The sequence below is a fragment of the Lacihabitans soyangensis genome (assembly GCF_024343775.1).
Classification (GTDB): domain Bacteria; phylum Bacteroidota; class Bacteroidia; order Cytophagales; family Spirosomataceae; genus Leadbetterella; species Leadbetterella soyangensis.
Map to the genome: position 1 here is coordinate 1 of NZ_RJUF01000004.1, position 24,446 is coordinate 24,446.

Consider the following 24,446-nt stretch of genomic DNA (forward strand, 5'->3'; position numbering starts at 1 on the left):
CATTCGTCATTTCTCGCTCGGAAATCACAGAATCACACAGAATTATTACTCCGTAAAAGTTTTCCGTGAAATTCAATGATTTCTGTGCGGACATTTAACGTAGTATTTTTTATAGTGAAAGAAATCCCTCATTCGTCATTTCTCGCTCGGAAATCACAGAATCACACAGAATTATTACTCCGTAAAAGTTTTCCGTGAAATTCAATGATTTCTGTGCGGACATTTAACGTAGTATTTTTTATAGTGAAAGAAATCCCTCATTCGTCATTTCTCGCTCGGAAATCACAGAATCACACAGAATTATTACTCCGTAAAAGTTTTCCGTGAAATTCAGTGATTTCTGTGCGATATGAATCTCAAACTTTCGGCCCCGCAGCAATAATCGCCACCGAACTTCCTTCTTCGAATTTCTTGAAGTTTTCTACAAATAAGCCTGCCAAGTGCTTGGCTTGGGCCTCATAAGCAGCTTTATCCGCCCAAGTATTTGATGGAATCAGCAGCTCAGAAGGCACTTCGGGACAAGAAGTTGGTATTTCAAATCCGAATCTTTCGTCTTTTGTGGTTTTTACATTTTCCAATGCTCCCGTATGTATGGCATGGATGATAGCACGTGTATATTTTAGTTTTATACGGCTACCTACTCCATAAGCACCGCCAATCCAACCCGTATTTACCAACCAAACTTTGGTATCGTGCTTTTTGATTTTTTCGGCCAAAAGTTCAGCATATTTGCTTGGATGCCACACCATAAATGCCGCACCAAAACATGCCGAAAACGTGGCTTGAGGCTCGGTTACGCCCATTTCGGTACCCGCCACTTTGGCCGTATAACCACTTATAAAATGATACATACTCTGCTCAGGGCTCAGCTTCGCCACAGGAGGCAACACACCATAAGCATCTGCTGTCAAGAAAATTATATGATTCGGATGGCCACCAATGCAAGGAATCTGGGCATTCGGAATGTATTCAATCGGATAAGCCGCACGTGTATTTTCGGTAATGCTGGCGTCGGTATAATCCACTTCGGAGGTCACGGGGTTGAGTACCACATTTTCTAAAACTGTCCCAAACTTGATGGCATTAAAAATCTCTGGCTCTTTTTCGGCTGAAAGGTCAATGGCTTTGGCATAGCAACCGCCTTCGATGTTAAACACGCCGTCGTCAGACCAACAATGTTCGTCATCGCCAATCAATTTTCGGTCAGGATCAGCCGAAAGTGTGGTTTTGCCCGTACCGCTAAGGCCAAAGAAAAGCGAAACATCTGCATTTTCACTGCCCATGTTTGCCGAGCAGTGCATGCTCATGATACCCTTTTTGGGCATAATATAATTCATGACTGTAAAGACGCCTTTTTTCATTTCTCCAGCGTATTCGGTGCCTAATATCACGAATTCTTTTCTCTCGAAACACAAATCCACGCTCGTGCGGGAATTCATGTGCGAGGTAAAGGTATTGGCCGGAAATTCTCCGCCATTATATATCACGTAGTCGGGCTTACCAAAGTTGGCTAATTGCTCTTGAGTAGGCCTAATGAGCATATTATGCATAAAAAGTGCGTGATAAGGCCGTGTACAAATAACTCTAACTTTTATCTGATATTTTGGATCCCAACCTGCAAAACCATCTACCACGTAGATTCTTGTTCGGGTATTGAAATAATCGATGGCCCGTTGACGGTTGATATCAAAGGTGTGCTCGTCCATTTTAATGTTCACATTGCCCCACCAAATATCTTTTACGCTCTCTGGGCGTTCTATGATACGCTTGTCTTTGGGGCTACGACCTGTTTTAGAACCCGACTTCAAAGACAAGGCTCCCGAGCTCGTAATCTCAGCCTCTGGCTCGTATTTTATAGCTAGGGCATACAATTTTGCAGGTGCTGCATTTCTGATAACTTCTTTCGGGTTAATACCGTACTCCAACAAATTAAATGTTTCTAACATGAGAATACTTTTTTTACAAATCTATTTCTAAAAGCAATAATATACTATGACAAACTACATTGTTTACAAAAAAAGATAAAATTTCCATTATTGGATTGATTTTGAGAATTTTAAATTGTATATGAATAGTAAAATTCTAGATTTTAAAACATATCGGTCTTTAGAACAGAGCGAAATATATGATAAAATTCATAAGATTTGGATGTTCATTTAATCTGTATTCAGAATTAGAATTTGAAATCCAAAGCGGCCAAAATCCGTTTAAACTTCTTAATTTTGTTTTCAATAATAAGCTACTTCTGGCGAGAGTAACGAAGATTAGAAAAAACTACTATTCGACGGAAATAAAAACCCCAAAACCTAATAAAATGCCAAGAATCGTTAATGAATGCAAGATGACTGAATACTTTGTTAGATTATGATAAGGTTCGGAATTGTTCTTTTGGTTTTAATAAGTTCAAATATTTTGGGACAGGAAATTTCTTTGGAAAAAATAGAAACACATAAACAAAAGGCCCTTACATATCTTGAAAATTCCCAAATAAAAACGACTACCGAAAATAAGACTTTTGCAGGAGAATGGCCCGCCTATATGCACATGACCAACGCCTTTGTGCTGCTCGGGAAATCCGAAAAATATAGAGATTCCAACTGCTTCAATATGACTGGCGTTTTCAACGCCTTGGCTGAAGCTTATCTACAAGACACCACACAATCGGCTATCAAAAACATGCTAAAAAATGCTTATCCTGAGCTACTTAGCTATAGAAAAGATTCGCTTTTTAATTTCTGGAAATTACTTCCTCCAAACAGAGATTTGTCCAGAAAAACAGATAATCCTGAAGGCCTTTTGGTGCGAAGGCCAACGCACTATAAACTCAAAACGAGGTTTATCAACAACGCCGCCAATGTGGCTTTTGATAACGACGACACCTCCATGGGCAACCTATCGCTCTTCTATTATTCCAGAATATTTGGTGAAAAACAATTTCAAAATGTTGGCTATGCCACTTTTGATAAATATCTAGACACCAACAGAAAAGCCTACCATTGGCACAATTATTTGGTGAAAATACCAAGAGAAACCAATGCTTTTCTGACCTGGCAAGGAAAAGAACGGGAATTTAAACGTTGGAGTTTTTTCAAAGCGGCCATGCACAATTTGGTCTTCTATCTACCCTCAAGCTGTGCTAATCCGAGGCCATTTAAGCCTTATATACCTTGGGGAGCAAATGATATCGACGCAGTAGTCAATGCAAATATTCTAACGTATTTAGGGTCAACCCAACAATTAGAGAACTCCAAAGGCCGAAAAGGTGCCGAACGATTGATCAATTACCAAATAAATCGTGGTCGCTGGAGCCGAGCGGGTATGTATTACCCCAACAAATATCATTTTCATTATGCTGTCAGCCGTAGTATGCTTGCCGGAAAGGATAAAATTTCGGCGAACGGTCAAACTATTTTGTCGCATTTGTTAGACACGCAATTTCAAGATGGGCATTTTGAAAGCCGCAGAAAAGTTAATAAAAAGGACATCCTGCAGTCGACCGTTTATGGCCTTACAAGCCTGCTCAACCTCAAAGAACTTGGCTATGATGTACCAAAAGACCGAATTAACCTAACGATGAGCTTTTTGTTAAAACATCAAAATGAAGACGGCTCATGGAATGGTGGCGTTTTCTTTTCAGGAGGAACAGTGGTTAGAAATGTATTACATTTCAAATCAGAGGCTTACACTACGGCCTTAATGGTTTTGGCCATGAATAAGTGGGCTCACTTCGACTCCGCTCAGTGACCGCACTTCGGCTCATTTCGACGAGCTCAATGACCACCGCTCAGTGACCACACTTCGGCTCATTTCGACGAGCTCAATGACCACAGCTCAGTGACCACACTTCGGCTCATTTCGACGAGTTCAGGGGCCACACTTTAGCTTCGCTCAGTTAACTCTGCTGTCAGGCTGAGCTTGTCGAAGCCACGCTTGTTATTGGTTATCAAAATCTATTCAAGCACTGAACACCCATTCGACAAGCTCAGGGAGACACTTCGACAAGCTCAAGGAAACAATTCGAATCACGGAGCAGAATCAAAGTGACAATCAATCAAAACCTTCCCCGCAGACATACCTTTTACATAAGTTTCTAAGCCAGTTTGCAATTCTGACAATTTTACTTTTTTCTGTATCTGAGTTTCGAAGCCATTTGAAAGCATCTTTTGGATTTTCCTGACATCTAATATTACTTCCACAATGGACTTCTTCTGTGCTTCTTTGCTTAGCCAGTAGCCTTCAACTGTGTTTTGTTTAAATAGGATATTCTGTGGCGAAAAATCACTGGGGTTTTGATCCAATCTGCCATAAATCACCATTCTGGTATTGTCAGGCAAGGCATTTAATATTTGATACGGTATAGATCCTCCACCAACAGAGTCAAAAAATATTACTTTTTTGTATGATTTTGCAGCTGAGTTTAATTCCTTCAGATATTCTGAATTTTCTGTACAAAAGACCTTTGTAAATCCCTTTTTCAAGGTCTCATCTTTCAGGTTTTCTTTTCGTATCACTCCAAAAACTGGGATATTTATTTCGTTTGCAAAGTGGGTAACCATCTGCCCCAATGCACTTCCGGCAGCAGAAAACACGATAAGGTCAGCACTCATTTTCTTTGCTTTTTTGGCAAAAGAAAGGGCCGTTAATGGATTTACAAACAACATGGAACCTTGCTCTAGACTTACATTTTTGCTCAAATCCATGCATTTGTTGGCATCGGTGAGCATATATTCGGCCCATGTGCCATTGCCCGTATTAGGAGCGGTGCAAGCCACATTTTTATTCAACAATCTGTTGGCCATAAAACCTCCACCCGACTCCACCACTACTCCACTTCCTTCTAAACCTGGCACCACAGGAAACGCCTTTTTTAGACCATAATTGCCCGTCAAAAAGGCTAAATCAGAGGGATTGATAGGTGCAAAGGCCATTTTAACCAATACTTGACCTTTGGCAGGAACTGGTTTTGGAATTTCGGCTAGCTCCCAATCGTTGGGGCCTTTTAGTAGAATGGCTTTCATAAAAATTCGTTAATAATTCTTAAATCAAATAGTTCTAAACAACTGAATGGGTAAAAGTAGCTTAATTTACTAATAAAAAATATGATTCGATTCTTTGTTTTATTCTTACTCTTTTATACCAAATTGATAGCTCAACCTAAAACTCCTGAGGATTTTGGATTAAAAGTCATTGAAACCAATTTTAAAAAAGATAAAATAAGTTACTTGGTTTTATCCAAAAAGGGTGAGGAATTTGTACAAAAGCCACTTTTTTTCTTCTGTCAAGGTAGTGGCCCCCAACCTTTAATCAAATATGATGGTGATGGAATGTACGGCATTTTACCATTTAATACAGACTCCTTGACGAATCATTTTCACATTGTCATTGTATCTAAACCTTCCACACCAATTATTGAAAATGTAAACAACCTTAAAAATAATTTTCAGGTTTTAGACTCAACAGGAACCCCTTTAAAAGCCTATTCTGATAGAAATTATTTGGAATATTACGTTTCAAGAAATATACATATTTTAAAAAGCCTGAGAAAGGAAAAGTGGGTTGACAGCAAAACATTAGTCGTGGCTGGGCATTCTGAAGGCAGTACGATTGCGGCAAACATGTCTTTTAGTTTTAAGAAAATTACACATTTAATCTACTCAGGTGGAAATCCAGCTGGAAGAATTCTTTCAATTATTCAAGAAGAAAACCAAAAAGATTCTGATACTTTAAGTCTTGTAAAAAACGAAATGGAATACTGGAAAATGGTTTGCGGCGACTCTCAAAATTTAGATAACACCTTCGGTGATTCCAACAAAACGACATATAGTTTTTCCAAAAACATTATCACAAACCTTCTAAAATTAAAAATACCAGTTTTAGTTACTTTTGGTAGCTTAGATTGGAGTGCTCCATTTATAAATTTATTGGAACTAGAGTCAATACGAGCTAAAAAAAACAATTTCACCTTTAACGGCTACATAAATACTGAACACAATTTTTTCCCAGTAGATAAATTAAGAAACATAAACTATAGTATTTATAATTGGGATAAGGTTGGATTGTTCTGGTTGCAATGGATAAAAAAAAGCAGCCACAAGTGACTGCTTTCAAGTATTCTCTAAATTGACCTTTTACTTTACGCCGTCTTTTACTTCAAACAAAGAATCCTCTAAACCAGAATTTACTTTTATTTGAGTCGCCTTAAGTTCAAATGCGATCATTCCCATATCTTGTTTTAGCGAATGAGGGAATTTAACACTTCCTACTTGCTTATAATCAGCGTAGTCTATTGTTATTTTCATCTTACCCATTGGCGATTCTACTTCATTTATTTGACGTTTTTTAAGGCCAGAAGCTACTTCATAAAACTCCTCAGCCTCGCCAGCGGCATTCAATACTTTCAGTTTATGGCATTCAACACCGTCTAGCGTTTCTTTACCCAGATAAGTTAATTTTCCCAAATCTGTCAAATAAACCACCTCTCCAATGATGTTCGACTGGGCATCTAAGCCTTTGGCAGCATCTCCTTCAATCACCTGTTCTTGACCCATTTGAGTCATTTTGCCTTTCACTCCGTCAAATACTGTATTGTTCACCTCGCCCATACCGTCAATTTTTACTATGGTCAAAAACTTGTTAGGCATTTTTTTTCTAACCACCATGCTCATGGCTTGTCCTTGAACTTCAGCCGTCAAGTCCATTGAAAAGTCCTGAATGCCATCTATTGCTGCCTTTCCGCCAATGGTTTCGATATATTTCTCAATAACCATCTTTGGTGTAGTTTCTTGAGCTTTAGTAGCTAAAGCAAAAATCAAGAGTAAAGGCAATACTAATTTTTTCATTTCTAAAGAGTTTAATTTTTGGCAAATGAATGATAATTTTCTGAGTCAAGCAAAAATTATTATTTAAACTACGTTAATGGAACGTTAAAAGGTAAAATATAAACGCAGAAAACACCACTGTCCGCCGACAATGGTGTTAAGGGCTATCTCACTTTACCTCTAAACGTTTCCTATCACATACATTTCCTCTAATGTAGGCGTAGGACTTCCCCCTTGTTTTTCGAGCGTTATCGCAAACGCCGCTATATTGCCTTTTGGCACTTTCATAGCCAATATTTTATTCTCAAAACTGAGGTCAATCATACCCATGTCTACTGGCTTACCGTCTACTATACCCCAGAGTTGGTATTGTTTACCCTTAGGTGCTGCAGGTAAATTTTCTACCATGAGTTTCATCTCTTCGGCTTCCTTATTCCAGAATACCATTACTTTGCTATCCGGCGATTTTTCAACACCTTTTAGCTCCATCGGTACGCTATTGTTATCTTTATAGAGAGCCAAAACGCTTTCCGTCATAGCTTGCTTAGACGCCTCTTCACTCATTTTAGCCTTTGTTTCGGCCAATTCATTGGACATTTTCTGAGAGTTTTGGTAAGTCCAGCCAAACAACAACCCGAAAACAACCGAAGCGGCTACTGCTACTTTTGACCACATTGGTATCACCCTCACCTCTCTTTCTATTACTTCTTCTTTGTTACTTTCCAAAGTACTACCGCTTTCCTCAACTTCTTCGTCGAAGTTCATTTGAGCAAAAATCTTGGATTTAAGCTGAGCAGATGGCTTTACCTCGTGCATTTTGGCATAAGTTTCCATCGTTTCCTCTATCGCCGTTAGTTCTGTTTTTATCTCTGGGTATATTTTCGATAAACACTCCACTTCTTGTTTCTCTTGGGGTGTAACCGAGCCAAGCACGTATGCTTCCAATATACCGGATGCTATATATTCGCTGGTATTCATATCTTAAAAATCGTTTTTAGGTCCTGAAGAGCTGTCCTTATCCTTGATTTGGCCGTTCCGAGCGGTATTTGTAAAATATCCGCCGCCTCTTCTTGCGTATAACCTTGAAAATAAACCATATCTATCAACACTTTCCTGTCTGTCTTTAGTTTATCTGTAAGTCCTTTTATATCGAAAAGTGACATTTCGGGCTGAAAACTCGCCTTTCTGTCCACCGCTCCGATAGATTCGTCAATGTCTTCAAGCCAAATGTTTTTGTCCTTCCGGAACTGATCAATGGCTGTGTTGCGGGCTATGTTTACCATCCAGGTAAACAGTCGGCCTTTTGATGGGTCGTAGTCGCCAATTTTCCGCCAAATTTTCAAGAATGCATCTTGCAGGATGTCTTCTGACTTTTCTGTGTCTTTGATAATTTTTACAATAACACCCATTAAACTTCCTGAGTAATTATCATACAAATATTCAAAGGCCTTCTGGCTATTTTGTTTGAGCGACCTCACCAATTCTTCTTCTGAGATTTGCGTTGTCAAAATAAAATTTGTTTAGAGGTTTTTTAAAAATAATTCAAAAATCAATATCAAAATACATATTGGAGGAATACTTTGATATCAAAGGCTTTTATACCTCACCCTAAATCCCTCTCCACACGAGAGGGACTTTTGGGAATTTGGTTTTTGTTTTTCAATAATTTGTGCAAAATGTGAAATATTACATCGGCAACAACACAGTATCTAAGGTATGTATCACGCCGTTTGACTGATACACATTATAGATAGCTATGTTAGCTACTCCACCTTTTTCGTCGGTAATAGAAATGTTCATATCACCGTTCATTTTGGCAACCAATGTACCGCCAGAAAGTGTTTTTAGTTTTGCCGAACCTTTACCTTTTTCGATCAATTTCATCAACTCTTTGGCGTCAAACTTACCTGCAACTACGTGGTAGGTTAAAACCTTTGCCAACGTACCTTTGTTTTCAGGCTTTAGCAAAGTTTCTACTGTACCAGCTGGCAATTTATCAAAAGCCGAATTTACTGGTGCAAATACTGTAAACGGACCGGCTCCCATTAAGGCATCTACCAAGCCTGCTGCTTTTACGGCTGCTACAAGCGTGGTGTGATCTTTAGAATTTACAGCGTTTTCAACGATGTTTTTCTTTGGATACATGGCTTCCCCGCCTACAGTAACAGTTCCACTTTGTGCAAAAGTTGACGATCCTACAAGTGCAAATCCAATTGCTAATCCTAATGTTTTAAGTAATCTTTTCATTGTTTGTTCTTTTTTAAATTTGTTTGATTTAATTACGCCTTCCTTTTGTTTTTGGATTGAAATACCCAAAACTTTTTTTATTATTGTTGGTTTTTAAATGAAATAAAACATTCATAATCATGGCAAAGGCAAGTATTGAAGTAATAGAAGCATTGAAAAAAACAGCAGACAGCATAGAAAACGGCTCTCCATACATGTGGGGACATATGGGCTCGTGCAACTGTGGAAACTTGGCTCAGGTGGTAACCAAAAGAACCAAAGCCGAAATACACGCCTACGCTATGCAAGGGCACGGCGACTGGAACGAGCAGGTGAATCACTATTGCGGACAAACAGAAATGCCTATAGATTTGATAATTTTTGAGTTGTTGACCTTCGGATTTACTACAGACGACCTAAAACACCTAGAAAAACTCTCTGATCCGAAAATTTTGGAACGTTTGGGTGACAAAAAATACACTTTGAGTCACAATCATAAAGACGATGTAGTCGTTTACATGAAAGAATGGGCTAAAATGTTAGAAAATCAGATGATAGAAAACATAATACTGCCTACTTTTGAAGAAGAATATAACCAAATGTATGTATAGAATCCTGTTGTTATTGTTTTTGAGCCTTAATCTGTCGGCACAAATTATACCACCTGCTGAGCCAATTGAAGAAGAGGAACCTAAAGAAGAGCAAGAAGAAAAACCTGTTCTTTTTGAAGAACCTAAACCCGCTTGGAAACAAAGAATGCATTGGGGAGGCAATTTTTGGCTTGGTTCATACGGATCTTTTTATGTTGATGCCTCACCAATGATTGGTTTTGATGTTTCGGAAAAGAACACAGTTGTGGGTCTAGGGGGTTCCTTAATATACTTCGGACAACCAAGAAATTCTGTAAGCGGTAGTCGAAATGGGTCCCTAAGCTATGGTGGTAGATTATTTTTGAGACAAGGTATTTGGAAATCAATTTTTGCTCAGGCGGAGTATGAAATAATGAATTCTGATAAAATAAACTTTTATCCAATCGACCCAAAAGCTAATGACCCTGGTTATCTTGCCCCAACTGGTAAGAAATGGGGAGGGTTACCTCTAATTGGTGCTGGATTTTATCAGAATAGGTCTTGGCAACAAAAAGGAAGCTTTGTATCAATTATGTATAGTTTAGGTGGTCAAAATTTTGGATACATAAATCCTCAATCCTTTAATTTGAATGGTTCTGTACTAGTCATGAGATTAGGAGTTTTCATTTAAAATTATCTACTTGAAACTATTGCAAAGGCAACTGAAGTTGCCAGTGCTCCGAGCCAAGAGCCCCAAACTTTTTTGCGTTTAATTTTAGATGCTTTATCAATGTAACCCATTCTATATTCAATATTTTTGGCCAATTTAGGTTCAGGATAATTTAAGTTTTTCTCTTTTGGTGGATTGAATGTACATGCCACAGCAGGAATTAAGCCAATTAAAGGTGATAATAAACTTACTCCGAAAGTTCCCAATTCGGACTTTCGATATCCCTTGTAATTTTTTTCGGCATCCAACATGCCCTTTACGTACATGTTTTCACCTCTAAAAACGCTTAAAGTATCTACGTATTCAAATTGACCAAATGCGAATACCGTTGAGAAAAGAAGTAAGAAGATGGTAGATTTAATTTTCATTTCGAATTGAGTGTTAATTATTCGAAATACATTCAGCAAATATTTTGCCAAAGAGTTTAAAGAATCACCGTCCGATTCCCAAAAATAAATACCCTATCATCCAAAACTAGTTTAAGGGCTTTTATCAGCACCATTTTTTCCACATCTCGGCCATCACGGGCCATGTCTGCTGCTGAGTAACGGTGATCTACTTCACGGGTGTCTTGGGCAATAATTGGACCTTCGTCTAGGTGATTATTTACAAAGTGTGCAGTGGCACCTATAACTTTTACCCCACGTTCATAGGCTTGTTTGTATGGGTTAGCTCCAATAAATGCCGGAAGAAATGAATGATGTATGTTGACTATCTTATTGGAGTATTTCGAAACAAAATCTGGCGATAGAATCCGCATATATTTGGCCAAAACCAAGAGCTCTGGGTTATAAATGTCCAAAGTCTTCAAAACGGCGACTTCGTGTTCCTCACGGGTTTTATCTTCAGCCGAAACATAATGAAAAGGAATGCCAAATTTACTTACAAACGGCTGTAAAGTGTTGTAGTTGCTCACCACGGCTAACACATTGGCATTCAATTCTTCAAAAGCATAGCGAATCAAAATTTCAGATAAACAGTGGTGTTCTTTAGTACAAAGCAACACGATATCCTTTTTCTTTTGTGTATTTAGCCTGAACTGTATTTCCTCACTTGGCACTTTTACCCGCAAATCCACCAATACTTTCTGGGTGTCAAAATCATCGGCACTCACAAACTCTGTACGCATAAAAAACCAACCATTCGGACTTACGTATTCGTCTTGCCTGAGAATATTGCATTCGTTATTAAAAAGAACACTCGTCACATGAAATATAAGCCCCTTTGCATCCGGACCTTCCATAAGTAGGGTGTGTTTTGCCATTTTGATTTCTTGAATATTATAGTATTAACTTTCGTTATTGAGTAAAAGGAGTTCTGCCAAAATCTTATCAGAAATTCTGAAATTTGTTTCTGTAATTTTATCAAGTATTGGTTTGATGGCTTCAATTACTCCCAATTCTTTGGCTTTATGAATAATCCCAAGCGAACCAGTAATTTTCAAACCCAATTGTTTTGCCAATTTTCTACCTTTTAATTCATCCAATATCACTAATGGATTGTCCAATTCTTTGGCTAAAGCTATGGCACTTGCCTCTCCTAAATCAACCTGGGTTGATAAAAAATCCAAATACTTTTGGTCTTTTACAGAAACGATTTTAATCCAAGAAGGCAAAGTTTCGTTAAATTCAGAAGCTATTTGAGGAGTGGTAATAACATTTTGATAAACCCTGAGCAGAATTTCTAGGTGGTCTATTTTATGAAACAATATCAAGCAACTTGTATCCGAAATTACAATATTAGGCATTTGAAATATCTGAATACAAGTCTGTCAAGGAACTACTGAAAACAGAAACACCATATTTGCCAATAATTTCTAAAAAAGCTCCTTTCGACAAACCCACCATTTCGGCAGCTTGTCCTAACGAAAGTTTACCTTCTTCAAATAATTTGGATGCTATTATCATCGAAAAATCATACTCTTTCAAATCTAAATCATCTGGAACTTGCAAATGTATTGTCTTCATTTTTAGTGCTTCTTTTAACAAATATACATTTTTTCTAAAAGAAAAATAATACTTCGTTCTTAAAACTGTCTCCTTATAAACACAAATCGGTCTTAATAGTGAATGGGGCGATGCCCCATTCACTATTTTTTTCGGAAAAACGTCGTAATCACCACACCTTCAAACCCAAAGTGCTCTCTGATTTTGTTCTGCAAAAATCTTTGGTAAGACTCCATCACATATTGAGGCAAATTACAGAAGAACACAAAAGTTGGCGATGGCGTAGGGACCTGAACGATATATTTGATTCTAACCATTTTGCCTTTCATAGATGGCGGTGGGTAGTTTTCAATAATCGGCAGTAGAATATCGTTCAATTTAGAAGTAGAAATCTGTGATTTTCTAACTTCATAAACTTCCATTGCCTTTTCTATAACTTGGAAAATACGTTGCTTCTCCAATGCCGAAGCAAAAATGATAGGCATGTAATTCATTGGAGCCAATCTTTCCAAAATCTCCTTTTTCATAGTATCAGCCGTTTTAGAGTCTTTCTCCAAAGCGTCCCATTTGTTTACCATGATTACAATGCCTTTTTTGGCATTGTGAGCCTGAGCGATAATGCTCACATCTTGAGATTCAAGTCCTAGAGTTGCATCCAAAAGGACTATACATACGTCAGAATTATCAAGAGCCTTGATAGATCTCAAAACCGAATAAAACTCTATATCCTCATTTACCTTGGCTTTTTTTCTGATACCAGCGGTGTCCGTCAAGATAAAATCTTTGCCGAACATTTTGTAATGTGTATCTATGGCGTCTCTTGTTGTACCTGCAATGTCTGTTACTATGCTTCTTTCCTTGCCTAACAAAGCATTCAGAAACGACGATTTACCAACATTCGGACGACCTAAAATTGAAATTCTCGGAATTCCCTCATTTGGATTCTCCACTTGGTCAAACTCGAGGTGTTTCACAACTTCATCCAGCAATTCGCCAGTTCCTGAGCCATCAGCCGCTGAAATAGGGTAAACTTCACTCGCCAAACCCATTCCATAAAACTCTGAGGCAACCAAATTGGCTCTTTCAAAAGTCTCTGCTTTGTTGGCAACCACAAAAATTGGCTTTTTAGATCTACGCAAAACGTTGGCAAATTCTTCGTCCAACTCTGTCAAACCTTGCTTGGTATCAACCACAAAAAGAATGACGGTGGCTTCGTCCAATGCCAATTCCACCTGGCTTCTGATGGCTTCCTCAAAAGTATCGTCCGAACCAACCACATAACCACCCGTATCTATAACCGTAAAATTCTTTTGTAACCAAAATGCATTTCCGTAGTGCCTATCACGCGTTACGCCAGATTGGTTATCTGTAATAGCCACACGGTCCTCAATCAGTCTGTTAAATAATGTAGATTTACCTACGTTTGGTCTACCTACTATAGCTACTATATTCGACATATCACTTATCCCTCTTTTTATATAAATATTTTATTATCAACCCTTTCGAAAAATCAAAAAGGATGCAAAGATAGGAAAAAATAAGGAAATTGGAAAGAAAAACCAGTAAAGTAGACTCAAAAATACAATTGACTTACAGTTGACAACTTTTAAAAAGTTGTCAACTGTTTATACTGCTTCATGTTCCAAAAACCTCCTGCCAAGAAATCATCAAAATGGCAATAACGGCCAAGAAAAGCCCCAGTTTATTCAGAATAGATACTTTTTCTTTGAAAAACAAAATGGCCACAAATGCAGAGACCAAAATAACACCCATGTTATAGATAGGATAAACAAAGGCTCCGCTATTCCCAAAATATCCTAAAGTTAGAATCAAAAAGTAAAAAGACAGAAAATTAGGTACACCTAGTGTTAAAGCCGCCACAATATTCTTTACTTCAATCTTTTCAGACCCATTTAAGATTTTGAATATCAACAGAATAAGACCCGAAACAGCCGCTCCCAAAACCATCACTAGGGTAACAGGAACAACTTTAGAGGCATCTGCAATGTAAGTGATATTTAGGTAATTAATAGCCGTATTTGTTATGCCGTACATCAAAAAAACCGCTAATGCCAAACCTCCCTGAAGCCAAAAGTTTGCTTTAGTACTTGTATCAGACCCCGACTTAAAAGTAGCAATAGCAACCGAAACCACAGCGAGCACAAGACCGAGATAGTTTATCCAGTCAAAAGTTTTACCTCCGCTACCAAAAACCAATAAACTGAACAATACTGGAATAACCAAAGACACATTATTGGCCATAGAAGTGATGGTCATCCCTATTTTTTGCGTAGCCAAACCACTTAAAATGAAGGTAATAATAAACCCAACTCCCAAAGCAAGGCTGTACAAGGTCCAATTCTGCGAAAGATCCAATTGAAAACGTTGACCTTCGGGCATAAGCAGCATTCCGGTAAGAAAACAAACAGGATAATTGAATGCTATAGCCTGAAAAGTGCTGATGTTGAACTTTGGGAAAATCCGGAAATTTACCAGCAAAAGAACTGAAAATAAAATACTTAGAGCTAAGTATAGCATAGCCTATTTTACAAAATTAGCGTAAGTTTCACATTCCTTCAATACCATCTTTTGGTATTGGGTATTTTGATAGTTCTTCCATAATTTGGTGAAGAAAGTCCTATATTTCGACAATTCGTTTTTCCGCATTTTTGCGGTATATGCTTCTTCCTGAGCATAATCATCTGGTCTCTCAGAATAATATTTCACCAAATACTGATTACGCTCGCAAAGTGCACCAGCATAGCATATTTTAGCCGCCAACTCTTGATCGGGATTAAGTGACAGTGCCTTTTCGAACGCTTTTCTGGCATTTTCGGTAAGATAATAATCTGATTTTAATTCATCATTGTACTCAAGGTCTGCTGTACTTTTGCCTCTCTGAGTCAATATCCAAGCTTGTCCGTAATAACTTAAATTATAAAGCCCTTTACCGTAGGCATACCAGTCTTCGGCTGAAGCATTTTTTTCGTTCGTCTTGGACTGTAAAACGGCTAATTTACTTACAAAATTTGCAGGCGAATCCTTCGCTCCAGATTTACCCAAATTGATGTCTTTGGCTTCACTCTCAAAATTTTCGGCAAAACCATTATTTGTAAGGGTCAAAGCCGAAACAAGTTTAAAAGTTTCTGATGCTTCAGCAAATTTTGACTCAGAAACTTGTCTTCTTGCCAGGGCTAGATTCATGTAATCGGCCTTTAAATTCGACAATTCAACGAGCTTTTTATCATTGATATTCAAGTCTTTCCTTTGAGTAAAAGCTATTAGTTTATGTAAGAAATCTGACGAACAAGTGTCTATCAAAGCATTGTGACTAGTACCTATTTGGTAGCCTCTGCCATAATCAGAACCCGCCGCGATACTGTGGGCCAGAAATGCCTTTACAAAATTTCCTTGCCCACCATCCGAATTGTCGGAACATGACCAAAACCACCCACTTTTCTTTTCTTCCTTCTTATTGGCGTAATAATTGGCCAATGTTTCGCTCATTTTCAGAAGCAAATTGTTGTCCCGATATTCTTTGATGTCAGTAAAAGTGGCCACCGTATTTAACATTTTTTGTTCTGTCTCATCTGATGGTGTTTTATCCATCATCTCGAAAGTCAGAAATTCTACTTGTTTTTTCAGTTTGACATTTCCATCTACTTTTATGCCATTTAATAATTCCAATGCAGCTTTTGTATCGTTTTTGAGGTATAGGAAATAGGCAGTCGATAAGTTCCAAAACTGAGGATTTTCCACTTTTCCGTCAGAATTCAATTTTTCAGAAAAACTCAATAATTTTTCTAAATATGTCTCTCCTTTTTTGTGTTGAGCATCTACTTTGGCTTGGTCAATTTTATAATTATCGTCGTAATAATTATCGAAATTACCGTAAACTGTGCTGTTTTTGTCAGCAAAAAATGCCATTTCGTTCTTGTTAATTTCCCTTGCAAAAACCAACTCCAATAGTGGGTGTTTAGGGTTCAAATCATACATTTTCTCCAAAATATCAAGTCCGTCCTGAAGTGGCTGGATTCCTTGCAAAGCCAAGACATTGGCTTTTTCGTCACTTTTTGTAGCGAGTTCAAGTGCTTCTGCAAAAAACTTAGGACTGATTCTTCTGACACTTAAATCTGCTGCAAATCGTCTAGATGGACAATCATTAAAAATCTGAGCAAACATTAATACTGCATTGGCGGTATCTCCAAGAGCCATAGTAGCTCCCGCTACCCTACTTTTGGACCAATCAGAAATGAACGACTTTCGTTTTATGGCACGAGAATTTGCCGCAAAATCGTCAATAAGGTTATCGTACCTACCGATTTCGCCACTTAGCTTAATTTTCTGAAAAAGATATCTTTCCTTAAGAAAATCATTTGTGGCATTTTGAAATCCTTCTTGAGCCTTATCTATCAAATCCACAATTTTGAGCGAATCGACTGCAGGACTCTCCTCCCAATAGTTTACTTTGTGCGGAGTGGCGGACTCAGCCTCTTGAGCAAAAACTAGATAAAGACTCGCTGCTTTGTCAAAAGCCGAAACTTTTGAAGCCAACAAACTCAATTTGGACTCGCCGTACAAGGAAGACTTTATCACATCTCTAGAAACCTTAGACTTTAAATAAGCCTCCCATGCATTTATATTTTCCGTTTCCTCTACTGTTTCGGCTTTTGGAGACGGAGTTTCTTCATAAAAATACGGCTCTTCGTTCAGGAAATTCGTCGAAAAATAATAGGGCTTGGTAGCCGCTGGCGTATTGGCGTTTTCGGGGTAAAACAACGAAAAGTACTCCGCATAGTCCATAGGACTTGGGCCACACGCCAATATGGCCATAACCGCACACAACTTTATGAAAGTTTTAGTTTTGGGAGAAAAACTCCTGAATTTGTTCTTGATTGTAGTTTGAAAGGCTTTTTTCATCTAAATGATAAAGAATTATGGTAGTTTTTAAGGCTTTTGTTTTTTGTAAAATTCTATTTTTGGTCTTGTTTACTTTTTCAAATTCTGAGTTCTCAAATTTCAAAATATCGTTTTCTCGAAACGAAATATTCTTGAACTGAACGTCCTTTTTACACAAAAATTGATTTTCTGTTTTTGTTTTTTCAAAGGCCGCATTGGCTTCAATTTCACTAAGCGTACAATTTTTTATAAAAGTATAGAAAATCCCATTTCTATAAGCCAAAACTTGTTGAAAAAACGTAAAAGCAAAATTCAAATTTAACGGATATTCAGAGAGATTGTCCAAATAATTCATAGTTGTTTGGGCATCAAAAAGCGAATTTTCCAAGGTCAACTTTCGCCAATCTCCTGTATTATAAAGCATCAAAACACCTTCATCAACAGGTGGAATACCCGTTTTTTTATAAAATTTAATTTGGTGCAAACGAATGGTGGCTGAGTACTTCATATCTTTTGGCGACTTCTCATTTATTTTCTCCAAAAAGAAAAAATACTTGCTTTTTGTGCTTAGGGTCCAGTCGCAATCGAACTGAATTTCTTTATGTGCATTTGATATTTTATTGATTTGGCCCAATACATTGGCCGATAAATCCTCGATTTGCTCAAACTTCAACCTTTCAAAAACGCGGTTGGTTATAAAGACAGTGGGTACAATTTCTTGATTTACCTTAGTTCTGATAGAAACAATTCCTTTCGGAATAGCCTCATTTTGAAGCATATCCACATCAAAAAATCTCAAATAAATCTTTTCGATTTTATTCTCTTCCAAAAACGCCTTTTCTTTTTTACTTAACTCAAAATTAGTCTTCCAAAAATACACTGCTCGGCCTAAATCTTTAGGCCTATTTTCAGATTTGCAACCACCTAAAAATAAGACTAAAAATAAGAAATAAATCCTTGTCAAATTCATAAAATCCGTGTTCTATCAAAATTCAGGTCAATGCACAAAAGCCTTAAATTCTGTGTTCACCACAAACCTAAATCAAAAAAATAAGGTTTATCCAAAATTCCTTTTCTAATTTTGCCAACAATGAATATATATTTCAAAATATTAAAATACGCAGGTAACCTTCAAAACTTTGTAGTTCCTTTTGTATTTACTTCTCTTATCGCTGGAGTTTTTGGCGTATTAAACTTGGTTTTACTAAAGCCTTTGCTTGATGTACTTTTTGGACAAGTAGCTGATAGTGTGATTGTTGAAATGGCCAACAAAAAACCAGAAACCTATCAAATATTAGACTGGTATCAGAAATATTTTACTGAAGCTATACTTTCAGATGGCAAACTCGGTGGGTTAAAATTTGTCTGTTTTACCATTTTAGGCGTCAGTTTTGTGGCCAATGTTTCAAGATATTTTAGTTTGAGATTATTGGAGAGATTCAAAACCAACATGGTGGCCAACCTTCGTCAGGCGGTTTTTGAGCATACTTTACAGTTGCATTTGAGTTTCTATTCAAATGAAAAAAAAGGCGAACTCATCTCTAGAATTACAACAGATGTACAGGAAGTTGAAAATTCGATAGCCAATTCCTTCTCAGCGGCCATCAAAGAATTCATACTTTTGGCGGCTTACTTGGTGGCTCTTTTTTATATTTCATGGAAACTCACACTGTTTTCATTGATTGTAATTCCTGTTACTGGGGCCTTTCTTGGAATTGTACTGAAAAGAATGCGACACAATGCTGGCGACAGTCAACAACGGCTGAGCAACCTCATCAGTATAATGGACGAAGCTTTCGGCAGTATGCGTGTAGTGAAGGCATTTCTGGCCGAAGCCTTTATTTCCAAAAGGTTTTTTGAACAAAACACAGCTTACCGAAAGTCGATGTTTGCCTATGCCTCAAAAAGAGAAATGGCCAATCCATTTTCAGAATTCATCGGCATAAGCATGGTGGCCTCCTTACTTTATTTTGGTGGCAGCCTGATTTTAGAAGGAACTGGGTCTCTTACTGCCTCAACATTTATATCTTATATCGCCATATTTTCTCAAGTCATCAGACCAGCCAAAGAAATATCTCAAGCCATCAGCACCGCTCAAAGGGGTTTAGCATCCGGCCAAAGAGTAATGGAATTGATTAACCAAAAGGCGGATATTGTGGATGATAAAGATGCTACGGTTTTAGAGAGTTTTAACTCCAAAATAGAATTCAAAAATGTTGGATTTTCTTATATTGAAGACAAAGAAATACTGAAAAATATCAGTCTAGAAATAAAGAAAGGGCAAACTGTGGCCTTAGTTGGGGCTTCAGGAGGAGGTAAATCTACCATAGCCGACTTGTTGATAAGGTTTTATGACGTGCAAAAAGGCGAGATTTTGTTAGACACCCAAAATATCAAAAATATAAGCCAGAAAAGTCTAAGAGAACATATTGGAGTGGTTACCCAAGAACCAATGCTTTACAATGATTCCATTTTAAATAACATAGCCTTTGGAAGAAATGCGGGTTTGGAAGAAATTCAGAACGCCGCTAAAATTGCAAACGCACACGAATTTATCATGAATCAACCCGAAGGATACGAAACCAATATCGGCGACCGAGGTACAAAACTTTCGGGCGGGCAAAAACAACGTCTTTCGATAGCCCGAGCCATTTTGCAAAATCCGCCCATACTAATCCTAGATGAAGCTACCTCAGCCCTCGATACAGAATCCGAAAAACTGGTACAAGATGCCTTGGCGAATTTGATGAAAAACAGAACTTCGTTAGTGATAGCTCACAGGCTCAGTACCATTCAAAATGCGGACAAAATCTATGTTATTCAAAACGGTGAAGTGGTGGAGCAAGGCACGCATCAAAGTCTTTTCGATGAAGAAAACGGATATTATCGAAAATTGGTGACTATGCAGGGGTTGTGAGATTAGTTTTCTCCAACAAGTTTCTCCACATCTATTTTTAAAATAGGCAAATATTTAGTAACAATACTCCAAATCAGAACATCTGAAACTGAATCGTAACCATGAATTATGCGATTTCGAGCATCAACTATATTTCTAGAATAAGATATTTCTATTTCATCATTTGCCTTTAAAATCCTATTCATTGCCTCCCCTATGATCTCAATATTTCTTTCTGTGGCTCTTTTTGTTCTGACGTCCTTGAGGTAAAAGTCAAAATTAGATTCTATATCAATCATGAAACCATCAATCTCCATGATTGCATTCAAAATGTCATACAGCCAAGTTTTTATGTCATCTTGCATAAATTAGCTTTTTTTGAATTTCTAAGGTTTTCCGAAAAAAAGGGTTTTTTATTCCTTTTTCCTCCAACAAATCGATTGGCCTATTAAACAAATCTTGCAGAGAAAACTTCAAATTAAAATAATTATCTGCATACTCTTGGAAGTTCAAATTTTCAAAATCAACAACTAAATCTACATCACTTGCATCTTTAAAATTCTCTGTTAAAATAGAACCAAAAGCATAGAGAGTCTTGACTTTGTGATTGACACAAAGCTGCTGTATATCAAGAGAATATTCATCTAATGCACTCATTTTGAAACTGTTTTTACAAAAATAACATATCTTATCAACCTTTCAAAACACTCCAAAATAGCAAGCCCCAGCCAATTACAAGCAAAGTACCGCCTATTGGAGCTACTGCTCCGAATACATTAATGCCCGTAAAACAAATTAAAAACAAACTACCTGAAAAAATCAAAGTACCCAAAAGGAAGGCATTTCCGCTCCAGTTGATGGTATTTCCAGGAAACTCTTTGCTCAAAATCCCAACCAACACCAAGGCTATGGCATGATAAAACATATAACGCACCCCTGTTTCGAAGGTATCCGATCGGCCGGATGACTCTAACATTGCCTTCAAAGCATGAGCACCAAAAGCACCAATTGCCACACCCAAAAGACCCAAAACCGAACCTGAAAGAAGAAAAAACTTATTCATAAATTGATTTTTTTAATATTTTGATTAAATCCAAAAATCGGAAACTAAAGATATATTTAACATATTGATAATTAACAAATTATCACATTAATTAACCTCGACTGCCAAAAATAGAACTGCCCACCCTTATCATCGTACTGCCTTCTTCCACCGCTAGCTGCCAGTCACCACTCATTCCCATTGAAATTTCGTCCAGTGAAAAATTATCCGCTTGAATGTTCCGAGTTTGTTCAAAAAGCTCTTTTAGGCTTCGAAATTCCTCTCGAATCAAATCCATATTGTCGGTAAAAGTACTCATACCCATCAAACCTTTTACTTTGATGTTTTTTAGCGACTTAAACTCCTCTGACTCCAGCATTTCTAGGTATTCAGCCTTATCCATGCCAGTTTTTGAATCCTCTTTAGCTATGTAAATTTGTATCAAACATTCAATAACACGCTCATTTCTCGCGGCTTGCTTATCTATCTCCTTCAAAAGCTTGAAACTGTCTACGGAGTGAATCAAATGCACAAAAGGAGCAATAGACTTGACCTTATTGGTTTGTAAATGCCCTATAAAATGCCATTCAATATCTTTGGGCAAGGCTTCGCATTTGTCAACTAACTCTTGCACATAGTTTTCTCCAAATGCTCTGAAGCCAATTTCATAGGCCTCCAAAAGCAATTCTTTTGGCTTAAACTTCGAAACAGCCACCAGTTTTACCCCGGCCGGAATTTGTTTTTTAAGATTTGTTATATTTTCCTGAACTTCCGTCATGCCTTTTCCTCATAAATTATGGCCAAATTTACAATAACTTCAGCCGCTTTGAGCATATCTTGTACTGAAACCCACTCTAATTTTGAATGAAAAGCATGTTCTCCTGCAAAAATATTCGGGCAAGGTAAACCCATAAAAGATAACTTTGATCCGTCTGTTCCACCTCGTATGCTTTGCAACTTGGGTTCAATTCCCGCTCTTTTTATAGCTTGAATAGCATTTTCGGTCACCTGCGGATAATTGTCCAGAACGACTTTCATGTTCCGGTATTGTTCTTTCACCATAAACTCAAAGCTCGAGTTATCGTATTCTTTCAGCACATCTTCAACTATTTCTTTGAGCAGATTTTCTTTCTTCAAAAGTCCTGATTCATCAAAGTCTCTGACGATAAAACTCAGTTTACATAACTCCACATTTCCTTGAATATCAGTGGGATGAATAAATCCTTCTTTGCTTTCTGTCGTTTCAGGCGAAAGTATTTCTTTAGGCAAAGCTGCAATAATTTCAGCACCAATTTTAAGTGCATTTTGCATTTTTCCTTTGGCAAAACCAGGATGAGCACTCACACCATGAATCCTAATCTCCACACCATCTGCTGAAAAAGTTTCATTTTCAATAGAACCCAATGTTTCTCCATCCACCGTGTAACCAAAATCTGCATCCAATCGCTTCAAATCCACATTTTCAGTCCCTCTACCCACTTCTTCATCTGGTGTGAAAAGAATTTTTATGTCGCCATGTTTAATTTCAGGATGCTTTGCTAAATATTCCAATGCGGTCATAATTGCAGCCAAACCAGCTTTATTATCTGCACCCAAAAGTGTAGTTCCTGAGGCTGTGATGATGTCATTTCCAAGCTGATGTTTCAGGTCGGGATGTTCAGACATTCTGATAACCTGAGAGTTATCATCTGGCAAAATCAAATCTTGCCCTTGATAATTTTCATGAATGATGGGTTTCACATTTTCACCCGAACAATCAGGCGAGGTGTCCATGTGAGAACAAAACATAATTTTAGGTACATCTGTCTTGGTAGAATTACGACTTAGGGTGGCATAAACTACCCCAAAATCATCCATTTCGGCATTTTGCAACCCAAATGCCTCCAACTCCTCCACCAAAATTCTTCCCAAATTCTTTTGTTTTTCAGTTGAGGGGCTACATTCACTTTCTGGATCAGACTGCGTGTCAATTTTAACATACCTCAGAAACCTATCGAGAAGTGCATCCTTTAGATTTATCATCATTTTTCAAGAATAGATTTCAAATCAGCGGGAGAATAGTTAATATTCTTAAGCGTTTTGTTATCTGCTGTCCTATAAACCAAATATCTGTCCCCGTCTTTTTTATAATAGCATTCAAAACCTTTTTTGGTGTAATGCTCCACAGTAGCCTCCGCCTCTGCTACATTCGCACACGCTTTGCTCATATTTGACAGTTGCACCTCATCAAATAGCTCCTTGAATTTATCTCCCAAACCAAATTCTAAAACCGCTCCGGACAATACATATTGGATATCACAAAGGGCATCCGCAACCTCCACAATGTCATTATTTTTTATAGCCTCCGCCAGTTCTTTTAATTCCTCCGAAATAAGCTCAACCCTTAGCTCACAACGCTTCTGAGCAGGAATAATAGGTGTTTTTTCTATCGGATGGTGAAAAGTTCTGTGAAAATCAGCCACTTGATTTAAACAATCGAGTTTGTCCATTTTGTTTTTAATTATGATATTTGAAAAAATATTACCGTAAAATAAATATTCAATTGAATTATCTTGCAAAGTTGTTCAATTTTGAATAATATTGCTAAAAATCTCGAAGTCAAATAAATCTTAATTCTTAAAATTATGAACAAATTAGTAAAGCTACTATCAATTTTTGCACTAGCTACAACTGTTTCATTTTGGTCTTGCAAAGGTGATCAAGGTATACAAGGAGAAACTGGCCCTGTCGGCCCTATTGGACCTACTGGTGTTGCTGGCCCTACTGGCCCTACAGGCCCTGCTGGTGCTGTTGGCCCTGCTGGTCCAGCCGGAGCAAATGGCAATGCAAACGTTCAAAGCTTCCAAGCTACTGTAAAGTCTACAGACTGGAAAGAAGTTGACGTTACTGGCGTTGGCAATGGTGTATCTAGCAAATGGGGTGGTGTAGCGATAACAAATGCCTTGGTTTCAACAGACAAATTCGTTATGGTTTTTGTTAAAAATGGGGAAACTTTGAAAGCTTTGCCAATTCTATATACAAAGGATTTTGATAACTCTGTGGAGCGTTTAGACTACGGTTATAAAACTGGTCAAGTAGAGTTGTTCTACAGAATGCAGTCTCAATTGTTTGGTACAAACGGATCAACTTCTTACAAACCAAACGGTGACTTAACGTTTGACATTGTTGTAACTTCTAAAACTGTTGGTGCTTCTCTTGAGAAAAGCGGTGTTGACATGAAAAACTACAAAGAAGTCATGAATTTCTTGAGTACTAGCTTGTAATATCAAAAGGTCTTAATGAAAACCCTTTCTCTGCAACCAGCGAAAGGGTTTTTTTAT

At 37.7% G+C, this 24,446-nt stretch carries 26 protein-coding genes; 6 read left to right on the plus strand and 20 right to left on the minus strand.

Annotated elements, in window-relative coordinates:
- Window positions 1-356: 356 nt before the first annotated feature.
- On the minus strand, window positions 357-1,946 hold the full coding sequence (gene pckA, locus EGI31_RS02850) for a phosphoenolpyruvate carboxykinase (ATP) (protein WP_255035631.1): 1,590 nt from the start codon (window positions 1,944-1,946) through the stop codon (window positions 357-359).
- A 418-nt stretch (window positions 1,947-2,364) separates the two neighbouring features.
- On the opposite strand from pckA, the gene EGI31_RS02855 reads away from it, so the two are divergent.
- Complete coding sequence (locus tag EGI31_RS02855) at window positions 2,365-3,744, plus strand: prenyltransferase/squalene oxidase repeat-containing protein (protein ID WP_255035632.1); 1,380 nt, start codon at window positions 2,365-2,367, stop codon at window positions 3,742-3,744.
- Window positions 3,745-4,022: 278 nt separating this feature from the next.
- Here the strand turns inward: EGI31_RS02855 and EGI31_RS02860 are convergent, their stop codons facing one another.
- The gene (locus tag EGI31_RS02860; RefSeq protein WP_255035633.1) at window positions 4,023-5,018 is read right to left on the minus strand and encodes an alcohol dehydrogenase catalytic domain-containing protein; all 996 of its coding nucleotides are present in this window, start codon (window positions 5,016-5,018) and stop codon (window positions 4,023-4,025) included.
- 81 nt (window positions 5,019-5,099) lie between these two features.
- Between EGI31_RS02860 and EGI31_RS02865 the strand changes: the two genes are divergently transcribed.
- Window positions 5,100-6,098, plus strand: a complete 999-nt coding sequence (locus EGI31_RS02865; protein ID WP_255035634.1) for a hypothetical protein — start codon at window positions 5,100-5,102, stop codon at window positions 6,096-6,098.
- Window positions 6,099-6,128: 30 nt separating this feature from the next.
- Here the strand turns inward: EGI31_RS02865 and EGI31_RS02870 are convergent, their stop codons facing one another.
- From EGI31_RS02870 to EGI31_RS02885, 4 genes are all read right to left on the minus strand, one after another.
- Window positions 6,129-6,839: a hypothetical protein gene (locus tag EGI31_RS02870; protein ID WP_255035635.1), complete on the minus strand. Its 711-nt coding sequence runs from the start codon at window positions 6,837-6,839 to the stop codon at window positions 6,129-6,131.
- Window positions 6,840-6,998: 159 nt separating this feature from the next.
- The gene (locus EGI31_RS02875) at window positions 6,999-7,796 is read right to left on the minus strand and encodes an anti-sigma factor (RefSeq protein ID WP_255035636.1); all 798 of its coding nucleotides are present in this window, start codon (window positions 7,794-7,796) and stop codon (window positions 6,999-7,001) included.
- A complete protein-coding gene (locus tag EGI31_RS02880; RefSeq protein WP_255035637.1) occupies window positions 7,793-8,326 on the minus strand; it encodes an RNA polymerase sigma factor in 534 nt (177 codons plus the stop codon). Before EGI31_RS02880 ends, EGI31_RS02875 begins: the two co-directional genes overlap by 4 nt.
- 178 nt (window positions 8,327-8,504) lie before the next feature.
- Window positions 8,505-9,065, minus strand: a complete 561-nt coding sequence (locus EGI31_RS02885) for a fasciclin domain-containing protein (RefSeq protein ID WP_255035638.1) — start codon at window positions 9,063-9,065, stop codon at window positions 8,505-8,507.
- 119 nt (window positions 9,066-9,184) lie between these two features.
- On the opposite strand from EGI31_RS02885, the gene EGI31_RS02890 reads away from it, so the two are divergent.
- Together EGI31_RS02890 and EGI31_RS02895 are read left to right on the plus strand one after the other, a co-directional pair.
- Window positions 9,185-9,655, plus strand: a complete 471-nt coding sequence (locus EGI31_RS02890) for a hypothetical protein (protein WP_255035639.1) — start codon at window positions 9,185-9,187, stop codon at window positions 9,653-9,655.
- Window positions 9,648-10,304, plus strand: coding sequence for a hypothetical protein (locus EGI31_RS02895; protein ID WP_255035640.1), 657 nt, complete (start codon window positions 9,648-9,650; stop codon window positions 10,302-10,304). The genes EGI31_RS02890 and EGI31_RS02895 overlap by 8 nt, the downstream gene beginning before the upstream one ends.
- Before the next feature lie 2 nt (window positions 10,305-10,306).
- On the opposite strand, the gene EGI31_RS02900 is transcribed toward EGI31_RS02895, so the two are convergent.
- The 8 genes from EGI31_RS02900 to EGI31_RS02935 form a co-directional block, all read right to left on the minus strand.
- Window positions 10,307-10,711, minus strand: coding sequence for a hypothetical protein (locus tag EGI31_RS02900; RefSeq protein ID WP_255035641.1), 405 nt, complete (start codon window positions 10,709-10,711; stop codon window positions 10,307-10,309).
- 56 nt (window positions 10,712-10,767) lie between these two features.
- Window positions 10,768-11,607 (minus strand): formyltetrahydrofolate deformylase, encoded by an 840-nt coding sequence (gene purU, locus EGI31_RS02905; RefSeq protein ID WP_255035642.1) that lies wholly within the window; start codon window positions 11,605-11,607, stop codon window positions 10,768-10,770.
- A gap of 24 nt (window positions 11,608-11,631) precedes the next feature.
- Entirely contained in the window at window positions 11,632-12,090 is a 459-nt protein-coding gene (locus EGI31_RS02910; RefSeq protein WP_255035643.1) for a PIN domain-containing protein, read from the minus strand.
- Window positions 12,083-12,310 carry a UPF0175 family protein gene (locus tag EGI31_RS02915; RefSeq protein ID WP_255035644.1) on the minus strand — a complete coding sequence of 76 codons (228 nt, stop codon included), beginning with the start codon at window positions 12,308-12,310 and terminating at the stop codon, window positions 12,083-12,085. Before EGI31_RS02915 ends, EGI31_RS02910 begins: the two co-directional genes overlap by 8 nt.
- A 122-nt stretch (window positions 12,311-12,432) precedes the next feature.
- On the minus strand, window positions 12,433-13,746 hold the full coding sequence (gene der / locus EGI31_RS02920) for a ribosome biogenesis GTPase Der (protein ID WP_255035645.1): 1,314 nt from the start codon (window positions 13,744-13,746) through the stop codon (window positions 12,433-12,435).
- A gap of 178 nt (window positions 13,747-13,924) precedes the next feature.
- Window positions 13,925-14,827 (minus strand): DMT family transporter, encoded by a 903-nt coding sequence (locus tag EGI31_RS02925; protein ID WP_255035646.1) that lies wholly within the window; start codon window positions 14,825-14,827, stop codon window positions 13,925-13,927.
- A gap of 3 nt (window positions 14,828-14,830) precedes the next feature.
- Window positions 14,831-17,209: a hypothetical protein gene (locus EGI31_RS02930; RefSeq protein ID WP_255035648.1), complete on the minus strand. Its 2,379-nt coding sequence runs from the start codon at window positions 17,207-17,209 to the stop codon at window positions 14,831-14,833.
- A complete protein-coding gene (locus tag EGI31_RS02935; protein ID WP_255035649.1) occupies window positions 17,148-18,158 on the minus strand; it encodes a hypothetical protein in 1,011 nt (336 codons plus the stop codon). Before EGI31_RS02935 ends, EGI31_RS02930 begins: the two co-directional genes overlap by 62 nt.
- Window positions 18,159-18,278: 120 nt before the next feature.
- On the opposite strand from EGI31_RS02935, the gene EGI31_RS02940 reads away from it, so the two are divergent.
- Window positions 18,279-20,105 carry an ABC transporter ATP-binding protein gene (locus EGI31_RS02940; RefSeq protein ID WP_255035650.1) on the plus strand — a complete coding sequence of 609 codons (1,827 nt, stop codon included), beginning with the start codon at window positions 18,279-18,281 and terminating at the stop codon, window positions 20,103-20,105.
- 2 nt (window positions 20,106-20,107) lie between these two features.
- Here the strand turns inward: EGI31_RS02940 and EGI31_RS02945 are convergent, their stop codons facing one another.
- The 6 genes from EGI31_RS02945 to EGI31_RS02970 form a co-directional block, all read right to left on the minus strand.
- On the minus strand, window positions 20,108-20,449 hold the full coding sequence (locus EGI31_RS02945; RefSeq protein ID WP_255035652.1) for a HepT-like ribonuclease domain-containing protein: 342 nt from the start codon (window positions 20,447-20,449) through the stop codon (window positions 20,108-20,110).
- Window positions 20,439-20,741: a nucleotidyltransferase family protein gene (locus EGI31_RS02950; protein ID WP_255035653.1), complete on the minus strand. Its 303-nt coding sequence runs from the start codon at window positions 20,739-20,741 to the stop codon at window positions 20,439-20,441. The genes EGI31_RS02945 and EGI31_RS02950 overlap by 11 nt, the downstream gene beginning before the upstream one ends.
- Window positions 20,742-20,775: 34 nt before the next feature.
- On the minus strand, window positions 20,776-21,147 hold the full coding sequence (locus EGI31_RS02955) for a DUF423 domain-containing protein (RefSeq protein ID WP_255035654.1): 372 nt from the start codon (window positions 21,145-21,147) through the stop codon (window positions 20,776-20,778).
- Between the two features lie 91 nt (window positions 21,148-21,238).
- Complete coding sequence (locus EGI31_RS02960; RefSeq protein ID WP_255035655.1) at window positions 21,239-21,904, minus strand: YggS family pyridoxal phosphate-dependent enzyme; 666 nt, start codon at window positions 21,902-21,904, stop codon at window positions 21,239-21,241.
- Entirely contained in the window at window positions 21,901-23,148 is a 1,248-nt protein-coding gene (gene pepT, locus EGI31_RS02965; RefSeq protein WP_374760674.1) for a peptidase T, read from the minus strand. The genes EGI31_RS02960 and pepT overlap by 4 nt, the downstream gene beginning before the upstream one ends.
- Complete coding sequence (locus tag EGI31_RS02970; RefSeq protein WP_255035659.1) at window positions 23,148-23,615, minus strand: pyrophosphohydrolase domain-containing protein; 468 nt, start codon at window positions 23,613-23,615, stop codon at window positions 23,148-23,150. The genes pepT and EGI31_RS02970 overlap by 1 nt, the downstream gene beginning before the upstream one ends.
- A gap of 135 nt (window positions 23,616-23,750) precedes the next feature.
- On the opposite strand from EGI31_RS02970, the gene EGI31_RS25190 reads away from it, so the two are divergent.
- Window positions 23,751-24,389 (plus strand): collagen-like triple helix repeat-containing protein, encoded by a 639-nt coding sequence (locus EGI31_RS25190; RefSeq protein WP_262925355.1) that lies wholly within the window; start codon window positions 23,751-23,753, stop codon window positions 24,387-24,389.
- Window positions 24,390-24,446 lie beyond the last annotated feature (57 nt).